This window comes from Alistipes sp. D31t1_170403_E11 (assembly GCF_015553985.1).
Taxonomy (GTDB): Bacteria; Bacteroidota; Bacteroidia; order Bacteroidales; family Rikenellaceae; genus Alistipes; species Alistipes montrealensis.
Genome location: NZ_JADNHQ010000005.1, coordinates 56784 through 76133, shown reverse-complemented (window position 1 = coordinate 76133; position 19350 = coordinate 56784). Strand labels below are relative to the sequence as shown.

16 protein-coding genes are annotated in these 19350 nt (G+C 57.2%); 11 read left to right on the top strand and 5 right to left on the bottom strand.

Annotated features, from left to right (window positions below):
* Nucleotides 1–127: 127 nt before the first annotated feature.
* Genes I2E69_RS11615 through rsxA form a run of 4 tightly spaced genes read left to right on the top strand, consistent with a single transcriptional unit; the run spans nucleotide 128 to nucleotide 2975 of the window.
* Nucleotides 128–1153: an RnfABCDGE type electron transport complex subunit D gene (locus tag I2E69_RS11615; RefSeq protein ID WP_195461392.1), complete on the top strand. Its 1026-nt coding sequence runs from the start codon at nucleotides 128–130 to the stop codon at nucleotides 1151–1153.
* Between the two features lie 13 nt (nucleotides 1154–1166).
* Complete coding sequence (locus I2E69_RS11610) at nucleotides 1167–1817, top strand: RnfABCDGE type electron transport complex subunit G (RefSeq protein ID WP_229095487.1); 651 nt, start codon at nucleotides 1167–1169, stop codon at nucleotides 1815–1817.
* Nucleotides 1810–2394 (top strand): RnfABCDGE type electron transport complex subunit E, encoded by a 585-nt coding sequence (locus I2E69_RS11605; protein WP_195461391.1) that lies wholly within the window; start codon nucleotides 1810–1812, stop codon nucleotides 2392–2394. The genes I2E69_RS11610 and I2E69_RS11605 overlap by 8 nt, the downstream gene beginning before the upstream one ends.
* 2 nt (nucleotides 2395–2396) lie before the next feature.
* Nucleotides 2397–2975: an electron transport complex subunit RsxA gene (gene rsxA, locus I2E69_RS11600; protein WP_195461390.1), complete on the top strand. Its 579-nt coding sequence runs from the start codon at nucleotides 2397–2399 to the stop codon at nucleotides 2973–2975.
* A 238-nt stretch (nucleotides 2976–3213) separates the two neighbouring features.
* Here the strand turns inward: rsxA and I2E69_RS11595 are convergent, their stop codons facing one another.
* The 4 genes from I2E69_RS11595 to I2E69_RS11580 are packed head-to-tail and all read right to left on the bottom strand — an operon-like array spanning nucleotide 3214 to nucleotide 11891.
* Entirely contained in the window at nucleotides 3214–4716 is a 1503-nt protein-coding gene (locus tag I2E69_RS11595; RefSeq protein WP_195461389.1) for a BACON domain-containing protein, read from the bottom strand.
* Nucleotides 4717–4744: 28 nt separating this feature from the next.
* The gene (locus I2E69_RS11590) at nucleotides 4745–6541 is read right to left on the bottom strand and encodes a RagB/SusD family nutrient uptake outer membrane protein (RefSeq protein WP_195461388.1); all 1797 of its coding nucleotides are present in this window, start codon (nucleotides 6539–6541) and stop codon (nucleotides 4745–4747) included.
* Between the two features lie 18 nt (nucleotides 6542–6559).
* Entirely contained in the window at nucleotides 6560–9853 is a 3294-nt protein-coding gene (locus I2E69_RS11585; RefSeq protein WP_195461387.1) for a SusC/RagA family TonB-linked outer membrane protein, read from the bottom strand.
* A gap of 55 nt (nucleotides 9854–9908) precedes the next feature.
* Entirely contained in the window at nucleotides 9909–11891 is a 1983-nt protein-coding gene (locus tag I2E69_RS11580) for a calcineurin-like phosphoesterase C-terminal domain-containing protein (protein WP_195461386.1), read from the bottom strand.
* Between the two features lie 707 nt (nucleotides 11892–12598).
* Here I2E69_RS11580 and hpt point away from each other — a divergent pair.
* The 4 genes from hpt to I2E69_RS11560 all read left to right on the top strand — a co-directional run bounded on the left by hpt (nucleotide 12599) and on the right by I2E69_RS11560 (nucleotide 14706).
* Complete coding sequence (hpt, locus tag I2E69_RS11575; RefSeq protein ID WP_195461385.1) at nucleotides 12599–13141, top strand: hypoxanthine phosphoribosyltransferase; 543 nt, start codon at nucleotides 12599–12601, stop codon at nucleotides 13139–13141.
* Nucleotides 13141–13776 (top strand): 7-carboxy-7-deazaguanine synthase QueE, encoded by a 636-nt coding sequence (locus tag I2E69_RS11570; protein ID WP_195461384.1) that lies wholly within the window; start codon nucleotides 13141–13143, stop codon nucleotides 13774–13776. The genes hpt and I2E69_RS11570 overlap by 1 nt, the downstream gene beginning before the upstream one ends.
* On the top strand, nucleotides 13777–14052 hold the full coding sequence (locus I2E69_RS11565) for a septum formation initiator family protein (RefSeq protein WP_195461383.1): 276 nt from the start codon (nucleotides 13777–13779) through the stop codon (nucleotides 14050–14052).
* Nucleotides 14053–14235: 183 nt separating this feature from the next.
* Nucleotides 14236–14706, top strand: a complete 471-nt coding sequence (locus I2E69_RS11560) for a hypothetical protein (protein WP_195461382.1) — start codon at nucleotides 14236–14238, stop codon at nucleotides 14704–14706.
* 22 nt (nucleotides 14707–14728) lie between these two features.
* Here the strand turns inward: I2E69_RS11560 and thiL are convergent, their stop codons facing one another.
* Nucleotides 14729–15667, bottom strand: coding sequence for a thiamine-phosphate kinase (gene thiL / locus I2E69_RS11555; protein ID WP_195461381.1), 939 nt, complete (start codon nucleotides 15665–15667; stop codon nucleotides 14729–14731).
* Between the two features lie 159 nt (nucleotides 15668–15826).
* On the opposite strand from thiL, the gene aroQ reads away from it, so the two are divergent.
* From aroQ to I2E69_RS11540, 3 genes are all read left to right on the top strand, one after another.
* Nucleotides 15827–16255: a type II 3-dehydroquinate dehydratase gene (gene aroQ, locus I2E69_RS11550; protein ID WP_195461380.1), complete on the top strand. Its 429-nt coding sequence runs from the start codon at nucleotides 15827–15829 to the stop codon at nucleotides 16253–16255.
* A 146-nt stretch (nucleotides 16256–16401) separates the two neighbouring features.
* Nucleotides 16402–17877 carry a pyruvate kinase gene (gene pyk / locus I2E69_RS11545; protein WP_195461379.1) on the top strand — a complete coding sequence of 492 codons (1476 nt, stop codon included), beginning with the start codon at nucleotides 16402–16404 and terminating at the stop codon, nucleotides 17875–17877.
* A gap of 3 nt (nucleotides 17878–17880) precedes the next feature.
* Nucleotides 17881–19329, top strand: a complete 1449-nt coding sequence (locus I2E69_RS11540; RefSeq protein WP_195461378.1) for a lipopolysaccharide biosynthesis protein — start codon at nucleotides 17881–17883, stop codon at nucleotides 19327–19329.
* Nucleotides 19330–19350: the final 21 nt, after the last annotated feature.

The following is a 19350-nucleotide window of genomic DNA, read 5'->3' as shown; positions in this document are numbered from 1 at the left end:
TCCCTCCCGAGGGAGGGATTTAGGGTGGGGTAGATTTGGAAACGCGGCCTCGGGCCGCGGGGCGACGACCCTGGGAAACGGATGGACGGTACGATAATCCGATGAAAATAAAATTATAGTATAACTTATGGCTAATAAACTCATTGTGGCTCCAGCACCCCATGTGCAGACTGCCCAGTCGACGACCCGGATCATGCGCGACGTTGTGATCGCGCTGATGCCTGCGCTGGTCGTGTCGACGATGGTGTTCGGTCTGGACGTGCTGCGCGTTACGGCTCTTTCCGTGGCATCGTGCGTGGTGATCGAGTATCTGATTCAGAAATTCATGGTTCGCGGCGCGTCGACCATCGGCAACTGGTCGGCCGTGGTGACCGGCGTGCTGCTGGCCTTCAACCTGCCGTCGTCGATTCCCTGGTGGATCGTCGTGATGGGCGCTTTCGTGGCTATCGCCGTGGCGAAGATGACCTTCGGCGGACTGGGAAAGAACCCCTTCAACCCCGCACTGGTGGGACGTGTGTTCCTGCTGATCGCCTACCCGGTGCAGATGACTACCTGGCCGCTGCCGGTGAACGGTTCGTTCGACGCCCTGTCGGGCGCGACGGCGCTGGCGGCCGTGAAGCACGGCGCATCGCCCGCTGTGATGGGCGTACAGGAGATGCTGCTGGGCAATATGCCCGGTTCGCTGGGCGAAGTGGCTGCTGCGGCGTTGCTGTGCGGCTTCGTCTACCTGCTGTGGCGGCGTGTGATTACGTGGCACATTCCCGTGACGGTGCTCGTGACGATGGCCCTGTTCGCCGGGGTGGTTGCGATGTGCTCCGTGTCGTTCGATGCGATTCCGCAGGCCGCCGCCGGAGCCTATTCGGCCGGTTATAAACTGGGATACCTCTTCGGGACTGCGTGGAGGGCCGGTATATTCCATGTCCTTGCGGGCGGTGCGATGCTCGGCGCGATCTTCATGGCGACGGACTATTCGACTTCGCCGATGACGGTGAAGGGCGGCGTGATTTTCGCCGTGGGAATCGGCCTGATCACGATGTGCATCCGTCTGTGGGGCGCTTATCCCGAGGGCATGTCGTTTGCGATCCTGATCATGAACGCCTGTGTGCCCCTGATCAACAAATATGTCAAACCCAAGCGCTTCGGCGTAAAATAGAGGAGGTGGCAGCATGAAAAGTACACTTTTGAATATGACGGCCGTCCTCTTCGGCATTACCCTTGTGGCTTCGGCGGGAGTGGGCTTCGTCAATATGATTACCGTCGAGCCGATTGCAGCGGCCAAAGAGGCTGCGACGCTGGCGGCTCTGAACGAGGTGCTCCCGGCGTTCGACGCGACGACGACCGAAGAACTGACCATCGACGACATGCCGATTGTGGTCTATACGGCGACTTCGGCGGGCAGCGTGAGCGGTTATGCCGTGCAGTCGATGACCAAGCAGGGCTTCGGCGGCGTGATCCGCCTGATGGTGGGCTTCACCCCCGAGGGCGAGGTCGTGAACGTCAACGTGTTGGAGCAGACCGAAACCCCGGGCCTCGGAACCAAGATGGCCGACGAGGGCAACGTGTTGCTCACGAGCGTCAAGGGCCGGAAACTCGAATCGAAGAAACTCGTGAACGGCCGGCTGGCCGTTACCAAAGACGGCGGCGATGTGGATGCGCTGACCGCCGCGACGATCTCGTCGCGCGCCTATGTCGACGCGGTAAACCGCGCGTGGATGGCTTACAAGAGCGTGGCGACGGGTACGGATCCGGCCGATACGGCATCCGGCGCATCGCAAACCAACGAGCCTGCGGCTCAGGAAGGAGGGCAAAATGAATAAGTTGCAGATTGTATTGAGCGGTATCGTCAAGAACAACCCGACGTTCGTGCTGGTGCTGGGCATGTGTCCCACGCTGGGAACGACGACCTCGGCCGGGAACGGCATGGGCATGGGACTGGCGACGATGGCCGTGCTGATCATGTCGAACCTCGTGATTTCGCTGATCAAGAACATCATTCCCGACAAGGTGCGTATTCCGGCGTTCATCGTCGTGATCGCCTCGTTCGTGACGATCATCCAGATGCTGATGCAGGCCTATGTTCCGGCATTGTACGGCGCGCTGGGCGTCTTCATCCCGCTGATCGTGGTGAACTGCATCATCCTGGGCCGTGCCGAAGCGTTCGCTTCGAAGAATACGCCGCTGGATTCGATCCTCGACGGCGTCGGTATCGGCCTGGGCTTCACGCTGGCGCTGACGGTCGTGGGCGCTGTGCGCGAAATCCTGGGCAGCGGCGCCATCTTCGGCGTCAACCTCGGCTTCACGGATGTCGCTCCGCTGATCTTCGTGCTGGCTCCGGGAGCGTTCCTGGTGCTGGGTTACCTGATGGTATTGTTTAACAAATTAGCCAAGAAATAGTTATGGAGCTTTCCTATTTTGCAATCATCATCGGCGCCATCTTCGTTAACAACGTCGTGCTGGCGCAGTTCCTCGGCATCTGTCCCTTCCTGGGCGTGTCGTCGAAAGTCGAGACCTCGATGGGTATGGGAGCCGCCGTAACCTTCGTGATGGCTATCGCCGCCCTCGTGGCGTGGCTGATCCAGACGTATGTGCTCGTGCCGCTGGATATCGTTTACATGCAGACGATCGTCTTTATCCTCGTGATCGCTGCACTGGTGCAGATGGTCGAAATCATGCTCAAGAAACTCTCGCCGTCGCTCTATCAGGCGCTGGGCATCTTCCTGCCGCTCATCACCACCAACTGCGCCGTGCTCGGCGTTGCGATCCTGATGATCCAGAAGGAGTTCAACCTGTTGCAGAGCGTTACCTATTCGGTGGCTACGGCCCTCGGTTTCGCCCTCGCGCTGGTGCTCTTCGCGGGTATCCGCGAACGCCTCGATTTCGAGGACGTACCCAAGGCGTTCAAGGGCATTCCCATTGCGCTGATCACGGCCGGGATTCTGGCCATGGCATTTATGGGATTCTCGGGCCTGGTCTGATTTTCGCTGATTGCGGCGTACCTGCCGCAGTCCTCCAATCCCCGGATGGGATGTACGGTAAGTACTTCTTGTCCGGGGTTTTTCACGGCGCATGGCGGCCGTTGTATGGACCGAAGATCACAATACCGGAAATCAGGGTTTATTCCGCTTTTGGCGGTGTGTAAACGGGCAGCCGCCAGTTCTGCGAATGCAGGGCTGGCGGCTGTTCGTTTGTAAAGCGTGCTTTACCGGAGGGTCATCAAGGAGCTTCGGCTATCTCGATATTGTCGAGGAACCAGCGGTTGGCCGTAGCTGCGGGCCACTGCGTCTGGCGGAGCGTGATCTTGGTGTCTTTGGTGATCGGTATTCCGGTGAGATCGACTTCGGCTCTGATCCATGAAAGTTTCTGACCCTTTTCGAAGCCCGATTCGGGAATGTCGAATGTTACCTCATTGTCTCCGTTGGCGACGATGACGATCAGGTTGACGGGGTCGATCGTGCCCGAACCCTGGCGCATCGGACACCAGTCGAACGACATGATGGGTTTGGCTCCGGTCGGAACATTGTCGATTTTCGGAAGAACGATACCTGCCTGATACGACGTTTTGCCGAATTTAAGGTAGTTGTTCTGGAGATAGATACATTCGCCCTCGGTTTTGGTGGTGACGCGCAGTAATTCATACCCCTTTGTAAGAAGGGCGTCGAGGGCCGAAACTTCGTTGACAACCGGGGTTACGATCTGCGGGGCTGTTGCGCCGAGGTCGTCGGTCTCGACGGTCCGGCCTGCGTTGCCGGCTTTTGCCCACGGATCGAGCCACTCGAAATCTTCCGAGAAATAGATCACCTTGGCCACGCCTTTGTCTTCGATGTCGGTGACCATGATCCTGATTACGGGTTTGGCCAGTCCTGCGTAATAACCCTTGACATATACGATATGCCCGTTCAGTGCAGTGAGGTCCATGCTTGCGGGAGCATCCGTAATATTTACCGAATACGAAGCTCCGTCGACAACGATATTATTGCCGTTCAGCATGCCGCTTACCGCAATGTAAGTGCGCGTATCGGAGGTGTATTTGTCGATCTTGCTGGTTATGTCGTCCGCATCGGGGTAGGTCGCCGTTCCGGACGAGACGGTTTCCAGAATGTCGCATTCGACGAGGGCCAGGGACTGCGTATCGGTCGATTTGCTGCCCTTGAACGCGATTCGGTCTCCGACGCTCACGTTCTCCGTCGTCGAATTGTTGAGCACGTAGACGTTGCCGGTCTGCGTCGCATCGCTCGCGATAAAGCCTTTGGACGTAACGGCCATAACGATTGCTTCGGGAACAGAGAGGACCGTCTCGTTTTCCAGTTTGATGACTTCGCCGATCGTGTACTCTTTCACGTCCCTGTATTTGTCTCCGTCCTGGGTAATGAGCACCTCGGCCTGGCTCGCAAGGGTCCGTCCCTTGAAAACGATCTTCTCTTTCCGGGGGTTGTCCGGCGTTCCGCCGCGCAGGTTGTCGGTGACAGAAATCGTCACGTCCGTTACGCCGGTTCCCGAATCGGGCGTGACCGTCACCCAGTCGGGAGTTTCGGCTACCCAGTCGGCGTCGGCATAGACGGTGATGATCTTTTCCGACGCTCGTTGCGCTTCGAAATTCAATGTGCTGGCACTTGCCAGGACTGCCTCCGAAAGCTTGTCCTCATCCTTGTCGCAACTCCAGAAGGAGCATAGGACCGCCATAAGGATCGGGGCTGTCATATATTTCAGAAATCTCATAATCGTATAATTTTAAATAATTTTCGACTTAGTGACTCAGTCCGTCGCTCCATCCCGGATTCTGCTCGAGGTTCGGGTTGAGTTCGCGCTCGGTGCTGGGGATCGGATAGAGATAGTCCCTTCCTTCGTTGAACTTGGTTCTCTCCACGGTCTTGTGGTAGAACATGTAACCCTTGCTGCTCTTTTCTTCCGTGAGGTAGATGTCCTTGTCTAATTCGTAAACCTGGACGCCTTCGCCCGCCGAGGGTTTGGCGCTTCCTTTGGGATAGAGGATCACGTCGGCTTTTCCATCGCCCGAGAGGTCGTACTCGCCGGGACCGGGGAAATAGATGCCTGTGATGGGCTGGTCGATGCAGTAACCGGCTTTCCAGCGCATCAGGTCGTTGTAGCGGAAGCCTTCTTCCAGCAACTCGATGGCGCGTTCGCGGCGGATCTCGAGAATCACGCCCTTGTTGGGGCCGGTCACGTTGGGATAGCCGTACTCTTCGGACGAAAGATACCAGTCGGGGTTTTTATTGGCTTCAACCATGTCGAGGTCCGGCATGCCGGCCCGGCTCCGGATCAGATTGATGGAGATGCGCAGGTCTTCCTGCGTGAGCGTTCCCGCCTCGGCCTTGGCCTCGGCGTAGTTGAGCAGCACTTCGGTGAAGCGGAAAACCGGCATGTCGCAGGTGCTCTTGTCTCCGCGGTCACCCTCGGGCGGACGCGCCTGGACGAATTTGACGAGCTGGTAACCGGTGTTGGCGACGCTGATGTCGGGAGCCTCGACCGTGGTCGATCCGATGCGCGTATATCCCGGTGTGCGGACACTCTGCGCCATGCGCGGGTCGCGGTTCTTCGTCTCTTCGAGGAACGTCATCTCCTGCCAGCCGGGCTGATCGGTGAATTTCTTACCGTCCTTCATCAGGTAGGCGTTGACCAGTTTGCGGGTCAGTCCCGGACGGCCCTGCGTCACCATGACGGCATATCCCGTCGCATTGTGGAAAATCTGGAGACCTGCATCGTTCTTGATGGCCAGCATATACTCGTCCTCATCGGCATCTTCCTTTGTGAACAGCGTCACGTAATCCGTTGCCGGATTCCCGGTTTTGAAGAGTTTGTAAGGGCTCTCGTCCATAATCTGCTTGGCTGTTTCCGCCGCCAGATCGAGGTAGTATTTGTAGTCGTGCCCTTCGAGGTTGATCCCGTGGTATTTGCGATAGGTTCCCTCGTAAAGGCAGAACCGGGCTTTCAGCGCCAGCGCCGTCCACTTGTTGACACGGTAGGGGGTCGCCTTCTCGCTCAGGCCGCCGCTGTTGACGGCGTCGTCGATGTCCTTGATCATGTTGGTCAGGACCAGTTCGCGCGAATCGCGTGCTTTGTAGAGTTCGGGATCGGCCGAGCCGAGTTCCTTGTCGTACCAGGGTACGTCGCCAAAGCGTTTTACCTTATCGAAATAGAAGAAGGCGCGGAAGAACCGCGTGATGGCGCTGTACTTGGTGACGGCAGCCGGGTCTTCGCAATATTCGGCGGCCATGGCCAGCAGGGTGTTCATGCGGCGCAGGTCTGTCCAGGTCCAACCGCCGCCCGTGGAGGGAACCGTGCGTTTGTTGCCTCCGATCATCTCGTTGGAGAGGTTGTACTGGACGAGCTGGTCGCTCTGTTCCTTGAAAGGTTCTTTGGCCAGCAGGTTGTTATAGAACGGGTTGCTGAACAGTTCGAGCGCCGTGGCATCCTTGAAATAGTCGTACTGCGAAATTTTGTCCAGCGGCTTCTTGTCCAGCCAGTCTTCGCATGCGGTCAGACCGGTTGTCAAGGCAAGGGCCAATATGATTAATCGTTTCATTGTGATCGTAGTATAAGGTTAGAAAGTTACATCGATACCGAACATGAATGTCCTGGGCCACGGATAATGAGCGTAGTTGTAGGCGTCGTTATCCCGGCTGAAAGCTGCCTCGGGGTCGATGTATTTGCTGTTTTTCTTGAGCGGCGACCAGTAGCAGAGGTTCTCGCCCGAGAAATAGATGCGGACCTGGTCGATGCCGGCTTTCTGGGTGATCTTCATGGGGATGGTGTAGCCTACGGTGAGGTTCTTCAGGCGCAGGTAGCGCAGATTCTGCAGGTAGCGGTCGTTGACCTTGGCCAGGTAGCCGCCCGTCGACGAATAGGCGCGTGCGCGCGGGAAATAGGAGTCGGTGTTGTCCTCGGCCCATACCTTGCCCAGGAAGTCTTTCGGCAGATAGGACAGGTAGGGATAGGAATAGCTTCCCCAGAAGCCCTGGGCGCGTCCGTGGGGATACCAGTAGTGGTTGCCCGTGCCCTGGAAGAAGACCGAAGCGTCGAAACCGCACCAGCGGATCGAGGCGTTGATGCCGTAGGAGAACGTGGGAAGCTCGTTGCCCAGGATCGTTTTGTCGCCCGACTTGCCGACCTTGTTTTCGCCGACATCCCAGATGTGGTTGCCGTCCAGGTCGACGAACTTCAGGTCGCCGGCCTGCCAGCCGCCGGTCAGACGGCCGCTGCTGTAACTCAGGTCGACCTCTTTGGCATAGGCCTGTGCCTCTTCGGTGGTCTTGAAGAATCCGTCGGTCTTGAAGCCCCAGATTTCGCCCAACTGCATGCCTACGTAATAGGGCTTGGAAAGCGATTTGTCGGGGTTGTCGTATTTGGTGATGACGCTCTTGTAATCGCTGATGTTGAATCCGAGGCTGTATTCGAACGGTTTGCCGGCGAGTTGGAACTGGTCGCGCCAGCTGACGGTAAGCTCGTAGCCTTTCGTCCGCAGGTCGGCGGCGTTCATGTTGGGCGAGGCGGCTCCGTAGACGCCGGGCAGGGCGATTCCTGCGGTCAGCATGTCTTTCGTGTCGCGGATATAGACATCGCCCGTCAGATTGAGCCGGTTGTTGAACATCGCAACGTCGAGACCCAGGTCCCACTGCTGGGCGGTCTCCCACGTCAGGTCGGAAGCCACGGGCGCACCCAGCGAAGAGTATTTGCCCAGCGTACCGCCGTCGCCGAAGGTGTATCCTGCGAAATTATGCAGGGTGACCAGCCGCATGTAGGTGTAGTATACCTGATTGTGGTTCGTGTCCCGTACGATCTGGTTGCCCAGGCTGCCGAACGATGCGCGCAGTTTGAGGTTGTCCACCACTTTCTTCGCATCCCCGAAGAAGGACTCTTCCGAAATACGCCAGCCCATTGATGCCGAGGGGTAAAAGCCCCAGCGGTAGCCTTGTTTGAAACGGGAGGTTCCGTCGTAGCGGCCGCTGACCTCGAAGAGGTAACGCCCTTTGTAGTCGTAGTTGATACGGCCGAAGAAGCCCATCAGGGCGTATTCGTTCTGGCCGCCGCCGACTCCGGTTATCGTCTGCTGGTCTTTGTTCATGCCTACGAGGTTCAGGTCGTCGAGATCCAGTGATTCGAGGTCCTGGCCCCATGCCGATACGTTCTTGCTGCCCCACTTCTCGTAGTTGAAACCGGCCATGCCCGACAAATGGTGTGCGTCGTTGAAGGTTTCCTCGTAGTTGGCGAAGACATTGGTCGCGTAGTAGTTGTAGGTTTTGACCGCTTCGTCGAGCTGGTTCATGCCGGCGCCCGTATCGTAGGCGAGCATCGGTCCGTCGGGATATTCCCGGTAGTTGAACGCCGAACTCCGGCTCGTATTGCGGTCCTGGTAGAAGCGGTAGGTGAAATCGCCTGTGATGCTCAGCGTTTTGAACGGCGAGATGACCAGGCGGGAGGTGTTGGTGAGGTCGCTCCGGCGCTCGACGTTGCGGTGCGTTCCTTCATTGAGCAGGATGTGGCGGCCGTTGGCGACCTTGTAGGAACTGCCCAAATACGGTGTGCCGTAGAGCCACGATCCGTCGGGGTTCTGCATGGGGAAGCAGGCGAAGGCGTTGCTGGCGCTGTAAGCGACCGTATTGTCGACGCTGCCGTCGCCGAGCGACTTGTAGTTCGAGGAGAAGAACGATGTGTTGTTGGAGAAGGTCGCCCACTTGTTGATCCTAAAATCGATCTTCGCACGCAGGTTATACTTGTTGTAGATGTCGGGGTGTGCGCGCTGCATGCCGGCCTGACGGTCGTAGGCGCCCGAAACGAGGTAGGTGATGTCCTTCGTGCCGCCGCTGAGCGATACGCTGTGCTGCTGCACGGGGCGCTTTTCGCGGTAGAGCATGTCCCACCAGTCGTAGTTGCCGTAGTAGACCCACTGTTTGCGGCCGTTGCGCACCTCTTCGACGACCCACGGACGGTCGGGATGCTCCGTCTTGTCGTTCACGCGTGCCAGTAACTGCTGCATGTCGCGGTCGTTGTAATTGACGAAATTCTGACCGTTGTCGGCCTGCCAGAATTTGTTGACCGCGTAGACCGACCAGTAACCGCGGTTTTCGTAGTCGGTCGAGGTCGTGGCTTCTTCCCAGCCGAAACGCCCGCTGTAACGCACCGTTGCCTTGCCGTCCTTGGCCGAGCCGCTCTTGGTGGTGACCAGGATGACGCCGAATGCGGCGCGCGCACCGTAAACGGCTGCCGCCGATGCGTCCTTGATGATCGAGATGGAACCCACGTCGTTGGGGTTGAGGCGGTTCAGGTCGCCCTCGACTCCGTCGATCAGCACGAGCGGGTCGGCGGTGTTGATCGACGTTACGCCGCGGATGTTGATTGCCGGCGTGCTGCCGGGCTTACCGCCCGAAGTGGTGACGTTCAGACCGGCTACGGAACCTTGCAGCATGTTGCCCAGGGAGTGGGCGACGCGGTTTTCGAGTTCCTTGCCGCCTACGGTTGCGACAGCGCCCGTGAGGTTGACCTTTTTCTGTGTGCCGTAACCGATGACAACCGCTTCGTCGAGCATAATGGCGTCTTCCTGCAAATAGATGGTGATGTCGTTTTTGGACGGGGCGACCGTTACCTTTTGGGTAAGGTAGCCCAGGGAGGATACGGTCAGGACAATCTCCTTGGCCGAAACCTGAATGGAGAAACTGCCGTTTTCGGAGGTTGTGACGCCTTTGGTCGTACCATCGACCAGGACGGCTACTCCAACAAGAGGTTGTTGATTGGTATCGAGAACTTTCCCGGATACCACTCTGTTCTGGGCCGACAGGGATAGGATTCCTCCTCCCAACACCCAAAGCAGAGTTAGAACCAATGGTCTAAATACTCTCATAAGATCAGTGTTAGTTAGTTAGTTAAATAAAGGTTGGATTGGTATGTGACGATTGTCATTTACGTTTATAGGCGTCCGTGGAGAATGCTTTCGGCCGCTGCATGTTCTCGGTCCAGGTATTCCCGAATTCGTCCTTGACGGTGATCGTCAGGTCGGTGTCGGCGTCGGGAGCCTTCACTTTGAAGAAATGCGTGAACTTTTCGGTGATGAACGACGGCGTCGATTTGAGGCTCGCGTTGTTGAACCTCGGCACGGAGAGCGCCGCTATATGGAGCGGATCGTAGGCCCAGACTTCCGAATAAGCCAGTTTGTTGTTGTTTTCATCGACGACATCGAGCGTCCAGTCCGAACTCCAGTTCCAGATATTGATCAGCACCTCGTTGTTGGTGTTTGCGGGGTAGGCGTCGACGTATTTCTTATACGCATTCTGGACCGAGGCCGGTGTGCTCGGGGGCATCAGCGGTACGTCGTCCATCGAGAAATGAACGTTGTTCAGGTCGTAACTGCGGAACTGGTAATCTTCGGGCCATCCGGTCGATTTGTAGAACCATTTGAAATCGGTTCCGGAGACATCCCAGACGGCATATCCTCCCGGAGTTCCGTCGAGGCTGACGTGGACGCCGGGCGTAAGGTGGCCCGACCACCACCAGGAGGCGCATACCGAGCCGGAGTTGTGTTCCCGGAAATTCCGTCCGCCCACGATCGAGGCTTCGGGCGTCACATTGAAGAGCATGTGGGTATGTCCCGTCACGAAATCGACCTTATACCCGTTGAGGATATTGAAAAGGTTTGCGGTGTTGGTCGCATCGTGGTCGATCCTGAATCCGGTAGTGGTCGGATAGAATACCTGCGCATGCATCACGATGACCAGGGGCGTCGCCTTGTCTACATACGACAGGTCTTTCGCAAGCCAGTCCAGTTGTTCGCTGGAGATGCGTTTCGAGTAGTTGCGCGAATCGGTTCCGTCGTAGTTGCTGCAGTCGATGTCGTCCATGACGATGTAATGGACCTGACCGATATTGAAGGAGTAATAAGTCGGGGCGATATTGTCCACGTATTTGACCGCCGCGGTGTAATCCGACGTGGTCTTGAAGTCGTTGTCATGGTTGCCCATGGTGTGGAATATCTGCAGGCCTTTGAGCTGTGCGTTGACGGCGCTCAGGTATTGGGGGAAATAGAAGTTGTTCGAATACCAGTAGAGGTCCCAGGTCATGTCGCCGAGCGTGATGGCATACATCTTCTTCCCGCTATGGCGGGTCATGTAATCGCTCAGGTCGGACGTGAACTGGGCGAACTGCTGGCTGTCGCCCGTGCGGTTGGCCAGGTGCATGTCGCCGAGCATGAAGACCTTGTAGGTGTCCTGCCCGGTTACTTTTTTGAGCGTGAAATCAGCTCTTTCGACGACTGTGGGACCGCTTTTCAGCGCGTAATGGAACCGGGGGAGGACTCCGTCGGACGGAACCTCATAGCCGCCCGGGACGGAAATGAAGACATAGCCCCATTTTTTAGCGGATTTGAGTTGGTAGATGCCGTTCTCGTCCGTCACGGTCACCTCATGGCCGTCGGATACCACGACATTCGGCACACCGCCTTCGGCCGATGAAACGATTCCGTAGACGGTGGAGCCCGGATCGGGCGTGAAACCTATGTCTTCGCCGATGTTTAGATAGGTTCTTCCGAACGATTTTTTCCGGGTGTCCCTTTTGATGAAGACCTTGTAATAACCGGTCTCGCACCCGTCGGATAGGCGTATGGTGAAGCTGTCGGAAGAAGTTTTAACGATGGGGCAGACGTAGGATATTCCTGCGTCCGACTCCAGCAGGAATGAATCAGTGGTTAGAGGCGATTTCCCCCCCCCTCCCTCGGTGATTACTTCAAAGGTGTATTCCCCGCCTTTAGCGACATCGATCGATGCCGGAAGTTTGAACTGTACGTCGAAATTGTCCGCAGGGGTTCCTTCGCCGTCCTTACTGCCGCAGGCGACGAACAGCCAGGCCGCTGCGAGCGCCAGCAATAAATAAGTTATTCCATTTTTCATTTCATGTTCTCGTTTTAGATGTGATTCGGGTTGTCGTTTGAAAATTGGTTGCTAATATCGTGTCGATAATAGACCGGGTGGGATTCCGGAACGGTTTCAAGAGCCGGAAATCTTGCCCGCGGACCGGACGTGCGGCCCTGCTCCGAGTGAGCGGCAGCCGTTTCGCGGGAACCTCGCTGCGGAGTTCCCGTATCCGGACCGGTTGTCCATCTGGTTGATTACCTTATTATATATGATCGCCATGCTGTTTGCGTCGGTATGGGTTTTTGTGCGAAAAACGTTTCAAATATAAATTAAATATGTTTCGAAAGTGTTTCGATTGTATTTCAAAATTAAACATTTTTATTGAAGATACAAATTAACGGGTACTTTTTTTTATTTGGTTTATTTTTTTTAGCCTTATATATTTATTTTTTTAAATATCGGGGCGGTTTGCGATCGAAGTCCGGCTGACTGGTTTTTGTGGATAATGGTCGGATTGCAAGGTTGTATTGACAAATGAAGGCGGAGACGTATGCCGTGCGCCATCGGGGAAGGCGCCGCAACCCGGATACGGGGCGTATGGAAATCGGGGCGGTCCGGTTGCGGCCCGGGCGGAACGTTTCGGGGAACTGCGATCTTTTTGCGATTATTTTACCGGAACCCTTCGTTTGTTGCGCGCAAATAGTTATTTTTGCACTAATAATATAAAAAATCCGGTAACGAAAATGGAGAATACCATACGACTTCACGACAGAAATTTTAAAATCATGATACCCGCCGAGCAGATCGACCAGGCTGTCGAGGCTGTGGCACAGCGGATCAATGCCGACTATGCCGGTAAGGAGACCCCGCTCTTCCTGGGTATTCTCAACGGTTCGTTCATGTTCATGAGCGATCTGATCAAGAAGATCGAGTTTCAGAACGAACTCTCGTTCGTCAAACTGGCGTCATACGACGGGACCTGCTCGACGGGCTGTGTGAAGAGCCTGATCGGCCTGAACAATTCGATCGAGGGCCGTCACGTGATCATCGTCGAGGATATCGTGGATACGGGCGAGTCGATCGAGCACATGATCAAGGAGCTGGAGTCGCGCAACCCGGCGTCGATCGAGGTCTGCACGCTCTTCTTCAAGCCCGGATCGTACCGCAAGCAGTTGCCGATCAAGTACCGCGCCATGGAGATCGGCAACGAGTTCATCGTAGGTTACGGATTGGACTACGATCAGTTGGGCCGCAGCCTGAAGGATATTTACGTAGTGACCGAGTAATGGCAATCAAGACCGATCCCGCATTGCTCGACGGCGGGCGATTGCTGCCCCTGGTCGAGGATTTCTACACCATTCAGGGCGAAGGGTTTCACGCCGGAAAGCCTGCCTATTTCATTCGCCTCGGCGGATGCGACGTAGGCTGCCGCTGGTGCGACGCCAAGTATACGTGGAATCCGAAACTCTTTCCGCCGACCGACGTTGAGACGGTGATCGACCGGGCGACTTCGTGTCCGGCGCAGGCCATCGTCATCACGGGAGGCGAACCGCTGCTCTATCCGCTGGGCGTGCTCACGGAGACGTTGCGGGAAAAGGGGTTGCAGATTTTCCTGGAAACATCGGGTTCGCACCCTTTCAGCGGTGTTTTCGACTGGGTGTGCCTCTCGCCGAAGCGTCAGCAGCCTCCGTTGGACGAGGCGTTCGGGCGGGCCGACGAATTGAAGGTGATCGTCGAATCGGAGGCCGATTTCGAATGGGCCGAGCAGAATGCCGCCCGCGTGGGTGCAAAGTGCCTGCTGTTCCTGCAGCCCGAGTGGAGCGTTGCCGAGAAGGTGATGCCCGCGATGGTCGAGTATGCCAAGGCGCATCCCCGATGGAACATTTCGATACAGACGCACAAGTATATGCATATACCGTAAATGAAAATTCAGTTCGGCCGCAGGTTCTGGATCGTCGCAACGGCGATCATCGTTGTCTTCACGGTTTTCGTCGTGGGGCGCAACGCCCTGCATGCCGTGAAGATCAAGCGCCAGATCAATGCCCTGACGCGCGAGCGGGCTTATTACGCCGAGAAGATCGCGCAGGACAGCACGCTGCTCGAACGACTGAAATACGACGATTATCTCGAAGAGTACGCCCGGGAAAACTATCACATGCAGGGACGCGACGAGCATGTGTATATCATTAAAGAATAGGCATATTTGATTGCCTCATACGGCCTAAAATACCTGCAGGACTTCAAAAATCTTGCAGGTATTTTTTTATATTAAGTGGATATATGGATTGTATTATTGTAAAATAATATTTTATTATGTTGTATTTTGTATATATTTTATGTAACTTCGTATTCGGGATTCTGTATCTTAAAATTCGAATGGATGAATATAGATAAAATTATTAACTGCGTTTTGGCGCTGTCCTTTGTATTTATGGGGTCTTGTCAAAAGGAAGATGCAAAGGGAGGTTGGTTTGTACATGGTGTCTATATTCTTCAAAACGACGAATTGGTGCAAGCTCACGATCATACGATCGAGATTCCTTCGGAAGAAGGTTCCATCGAACTTCAACTGGTGGCAGAAGAGATAACTCAGATTTGGATATTAAATAAGTCCGATGCTATTTCGGTGGAGTGTCTCACGGATTGTTCGTCGGAGGATGTGGTTGTCTATGATTCTCTCGCCCGTTCCGGCGATGGGCGGTTTTGGAAAGTTCCGAGGTATATCCAGACCATTCGAATAAGCGCCGAGGCGAACAACGGCAAGCGTAGCCGGACGATGAAGTTCCGGCTGACGACGACGAGCGCAATACCGGAGTGTGCGGATATGACCGTTCGCCAAAACGGGAAATAGGAGGGAAAGAAACAATCGAAGATTAATAGTGTGTGAACCCGTGCCAGTCCAATGGCTCGGGTTTTCCGTTGCGGAGCCATGTGAGGCCCGGAGCGGCGGTGATGCGTCCGATGGGGTAGAGGGGGGCGCCGAACCGGGCGCTGAACTCCGCGGCGAGGCGGTCGGCGGCTTCGGGGGCCGCGGTGAGCAGGAGTTTGTAGTCTTCGCCTCCGCAGGCGGCCATGCGGACATCGGCCCCGGGGGCGACGGGAATGCGGTCGGTATCGACCTCTGCGCCGGTGGCCGAACGGTCGAGGATGTGCTTCAGGTCGGAGGCCAGCCCGTCCGAAAGGTCCATCATGGCGCGTACTTCGGGGCGGCCGCCGAGCCAGATGCCTTCGGCGACCTGTGGCAGCGGGTTGCGGTGTACTGCGGCGGCAGGGGTGTCGCAGCGTCCTGCGAGGATGTCCTGCAAGCCGGCGCCCGAGGCGCCGAGTTCCCCGGCGGTGAAGATTACATCCCCGGGGCGGGCGTCGCTGCGGCGTTTGAGGTGTGCATCGTCGGCGCGGCCGATGGCCGTGACGTTGATCGTGACGCCCGACAGCGAGCGGGTCGTGTCGCCTCCTACGAGCGCTACGCCGAATTGTTCGGACAGTTCGCGGTAGCCGAGCATGAACGCTTCGGCCCACGTGTCGGCGGCATCGGCCGGAAGGGCGATCGAGAGCAGTGTCGCCACGGGGCGGGCTCCCATGGCGGCTACGTCGCTCAGGTTGACGGCGAGGGATTTGCGGCCCAGTTCGCGGGCTGAGGTCGCGTCGCGCAGGAAATGGACTCCCTCGGTCAGCAGGTCGGCCGTGAAGACGAGCGATTCGCCGTTGCCGATGGGCAGTACCGCGCAGTCGTCGCCGATGCCCTCGAACCCGTTGCCGGGAAGCGAGGCGAAAAGGCGCTGGATGTTGTCGATAAATCCGAATTCGGTCATGGAGCGGGGCGTTTTGGCTTTTGCCTTGCAAAGCCTGCTATTGAGCACTCAATGCGGGAATATATGGCAAAGGTATCAAAAAAATCGCGAATATTGATTACCTTTGTCGTCAAATTCGGGGCTGCGGCCCTATAGGAACTGGAAGTAAACCAAAAAAGTATGAAGATATTGATTCTCAACGGGCCGAACCTCAATTTGCAAGGGCGGCGCGATACCGGGGTCTACGGCTCGCAGACTTTCGAATCGTATTTCGAAACATTGAAGGCGCATTATCCGTCGGTGGAATTCGACTATTTCCAGTCTAATCACGAGGGTGAACTCATCGACGCCGTGCAGCAGGCCGACGGCCGCTACGACGGCGTGGTGCTCAACGCGGGCGGCTATACGCACACTTCGGTGGCGCTGCGCGACGCCGTGTCGGCCGTGTCGGTTCCGGTCGTCGAAGTGCACATCTCGTCGATCCTGGCCCGTGAGGAGTTCCGCCACACGTCGCTGCTGGCTCCCGTGGCCAAAGGCTCGATCATGGGATTCGGGCTGAACTCCTACCGGCTGGGAGTGGAAGCGTTGCTCCTGATTTGTGAAAAATAGCCGCACACGGGCCGGAAAACCGGCTGCATGGCGATAAAGTCCCCGCCTTAGGCGGGGATTTAAAGCTGAGTCAAACTCGTAAATGCGGCAGGAGGCCGGTTGGCTGCCTGCTAACAAAAACATAAAAAATAAACAGCTCTCTTTCTATGTACAGAATGAAAAGAACCAAGATTGTAGCTACGATGTCGGATTTCCGCTGCACCGAGGAGTTCGTAAAGCAACTTTTCGACGCAGGTATGGATGTGGTGCGCGTCAATTCGGCGCACGTCACCGAGGACGGGGCTACGCATATCGTGGAAACGGTACACCGGGTCAATCCGGCCATTCCGATTATGATCGACACCAAAGGTCCCGAAATCCGCGTCACGACGATTGCCGACGAATACGGTAACAGCATCAATTTCCGCGCGGGCGACCGTGTGGCCGTGCGCGGCTCGGACGGTTCGGACTTCACGACCCGCAAGGTGGTCTATATGAACGTCCCTTCGATCGTGAAGGACATCCCCGTAGGATCGCGGATGCTGATCGCCGACGGTGAGCTGGAGATTCGCGTCATGGGCAAGACCGACAAGGAGCTGGACTGCGAATTCGTCGTGGGCGGCGCCATGCGTTCGCGCAAGAGCGTCAACGTGCCGGGCGTATCGATCGCCCTGCCCTCGGTGACCGAAAAGGACCGCCGCTTTATCGAGTGGGCCGTGAAGAACGATGTCGATTTCATCGCCCACTCGTTCGTGCGTTCGGCCCGCGATATCAAAGCCGTGCAGGATATCCTCGACGCCCACGGCAGCAATATCAAGATCATTTCGAAGATCGAAAATCAGGAGGGACTCGACAATATCGACGAGATCATCGAGGCTTCGTACGGCATCATGGTCGCCCGCGGCGACCTGGGTGTGGAGCTTCCGGCCGAGGCGATTCCCAACACGCAGCGCCGCATCGTCGAGAAGTGCATCCGCGCCAAGCGTCCCGTGATCATCGCCACGCAGATGCTCTATTCGATGGTCAAGTCGCCGCGTCCGACGCGTGCCGAGGTGAGCGACGTGGCCAGCGCCATCTACGAGCGTGTGGACGCCGTGATGCTGAGCGACGAGACCGCCATGGGCGACTTCCCCGTAGAATCGGTGGAGACGATGGCCCGTATCGCCCGTGAGATCGAGCGCGACGAGGCTCATTTCAAGCCCATGATCGACATGGATATGGTCTCGGTGAACCACGAAATCACGGCGCAGTTGGCCCGCTCGGCCGTACGCGCATCGACGAACCTGCCGATCAGATATGTGGTGCTCGACACCAAGACGGGACGCACGGGCCGTTACCTGGCGGCGTTCCGCGGCCGCAAGACCGTGATGGCCGTCTGCTACCAGCTGCATGCACAGCGCATCCTGGCCTTGTCGTACGGCGTCGTGCCGATTCTGCGCAACCAGCAGCTCGCCGACAAATATCACTTCCTGGTCGACGCGCTGGAGTTCCTCGACCAGTACCGCAAGCTCGACGACGAGGATTTAATGGCCATCGTGGGCGGCAGCTTCGGTCCCGACGGCGGCGCTTCGTATGTCGAGATCGCCAACGTGCGGAACATCCGCAAGCGCAACGAGGAGATCGCCGCGCAGCATAACTGTTAAGGTTTGGGGAGCGAGCTCAAAGAGAAAGTCGCGCAGGGCGTGGCGTGGAGCATGGCCGAGAAGATCGGCTCGATGCTCCTTGCAATGGCCGTGCGGCTGGTCATTCTGCGCCTGCTGACACGCGACATCCTGGGCTTCATGTCCATTCCGTCGGCGGTCGTGACGGTGCTGCTGGTGATCGTCGACAGCGGTTTCTCGCAGAGCCTGATTCGCCATAAGGGGCCTTCGCAGAGCGATTACAAGTCGGTTTTCCTTTTTAATATGGCCGTTTCGGTGGTGCTCTATGCGCTGCTGGTGGCGGTGGCGCCCTGGGCGGCGCGCTGGTACGGGATGCCCGAGATCGCACAGATCGCCCCGGTTTTCTTTCTGCTGCTGCCGCTCAGCGCCTTGTCGGCTGTTCAGAATACGATCTTTATCCGGCAGTTTCGCTTCGCGCTGCTGTCGAAGGTGACCTTCGCCTCGTCGCTCGCGGGCGGCCTCACGGCCATTGCGCTGGCGTTGGCGGGGTGGGGCATCTGGAGCCTCGTGGCGGAGCGCGTGATCGCGATCGGGATGCGGACTGCGCTGCTGTGGTGGCTCAGCGACTGGAGGCCCTGCGGCAAATGCGGCCTGAAACCCCTGCGGGAGATGGCGCCGTTCGGGTGCAGTTTGATGGTGACGGATCTGATTTCGAATTTCTACAACAAGATACCTCAGTTCTTCCTCGGGAAACTCTATTCGCCGGCGACGCTCGGATCGTTCGACCAGGCGGTGAAGCTCAAGGATATGCCCGCTGCGACGGGCATTCAGGCAGTGCAGAACGTCACCTTCCCGGCGTTGGCGAAGATTCGCGACGACGCCCCGAAGTTCGCCGAAGGTTATCGGCAGGTCGTGATGGTCGTCTCTTACGTGATGTTCCCGATTATGCTGGGTATGTCGGCCGTGGCGCACGACATGTTTGCCGTGCTGCTGGGCGAGGAGTGGATGCCGACGGTTCCCTATTTCGAAACGGTGTGCCTGGCGGGATTGTTTTCGCCGATCGCCCTGACGGCTTATAACGTGCTGAAGGCCCGCTGTGAGGGGCCGCTGATCGTGCGGCTCGAAGTGGTGAAGAAGGTCATCATGACGGCGATCTTCGCCGTGACGATTCCGCACAGCGTGATGGCCGTGGTCTGGGGATTGGTGGCGATCGCGTTTTGCGAAATGACGGTCAACTTCCTTGCGACGACGCGTTTCACCACCTTGACGATCTGGCGTTTCATCCGCACGCTGCTGCCCGTGGCGCTCGTGTCTGCGGCGATGTATGCCGTCGTGCGGCTTACGGCGGCGGCGCTGCCTGGCGACACCCTGCTGCGGCTGATGGCCGAACTGGGGGCGGGACTGGTCAGCTACCTCGTGCTTTCGGCCCTCTTCCGGCTGGAAGCCTTCCGTGAAGTGACGGCTATTATCAAAAAACAGGTTGCCCGCAGATAGGCAACCTGTTTTCTTTTCCGG